The 683-nt window shown below is 63.1% G+C and carries 1 protein-coding gene; it reads left to right on the plus strand.

Annotation, left to right across the window (positions count from 1 at the left end):
- The first annotated feature begins 170 nt into the window (after positions 1 to 170).
- On the plus strand, positions 171 to 617 hold the full coding sequence (gene azu / locus QMX83_RS21575; RefSeq protein ID WP_282298668.1) for an azurin: 447 nt from the start codon (positions 171 to 173) through the stop codon (positions 615 to 617).
- Positions 618 to 683: the final 66 nt, after the last annotated feature.

The raw sequence follows: 683 nt of genomic DNA on the forward strand, positions 1-683 counted from the left end.
GCCCGGCTCTACGTTCATGACGTCTATGATGTATATCGCTTGGTCGTGCGGGGTGCCCCGTAGAGCCGGGCTTGCCCGGCTGCACTTGGCGCGCACCTGCGACACCCCGTCGCAGGTGCCATCGCACCATGCTCTCTAGAATTCACGGTGTACCCGCAAGGAGATTCACCGTGAAACTGTTCGCCCCCCTGTTGCTGGCCGCACTGGCCTTCGCCCCGTCTGCCTACGCGCGCGTCTGCGCGGTCACGGTGGACAGCACCGACCAGATGACCTTCACCCAGAAGGAAATCAAACTGGCGGGCGACTGCACCCAGGTGAAGCTGACCCTGCGGCACACTGGCAAGCTCGCGGCGACTGCGATGGGCCACAACTGGGTGCTGACGAAAACGCCGGATTACCAGCCAGTGGCGATGGCAGGCATGCGGATGAAGCTGGCGGACAGCTACCTGCCGAAGAACGATGCGCGCGTGCTGGCACATACGGCGGTGATTGGCGGCGGGCAGAGTACGTCGGTGACGTTTTCCACCGCCAAGCTGGCGAAGGGCGGGGATTACACGTTCTTCTGTTCGTTCCCCGGGCACTTCGCCATGATGAAAGGGAAGCTGGTTTTCGGTTGAGTTCGCGAAGCCACGCAGGGCGTGGCTCTACAGCAACCTCGGATCCGTAGAGCCACGCCCTGCGTG

Source organism: Stenotrophomonas sp. PS02289 (genome assembly GCF_029960115.1).
Taxonomy (GTDB): domain Bacteria; phylum Pseudomonadota; class Gammaproteobacteria; order Xanthomonadales; family Xanthomonadaceae; genus Stenotrophomonas.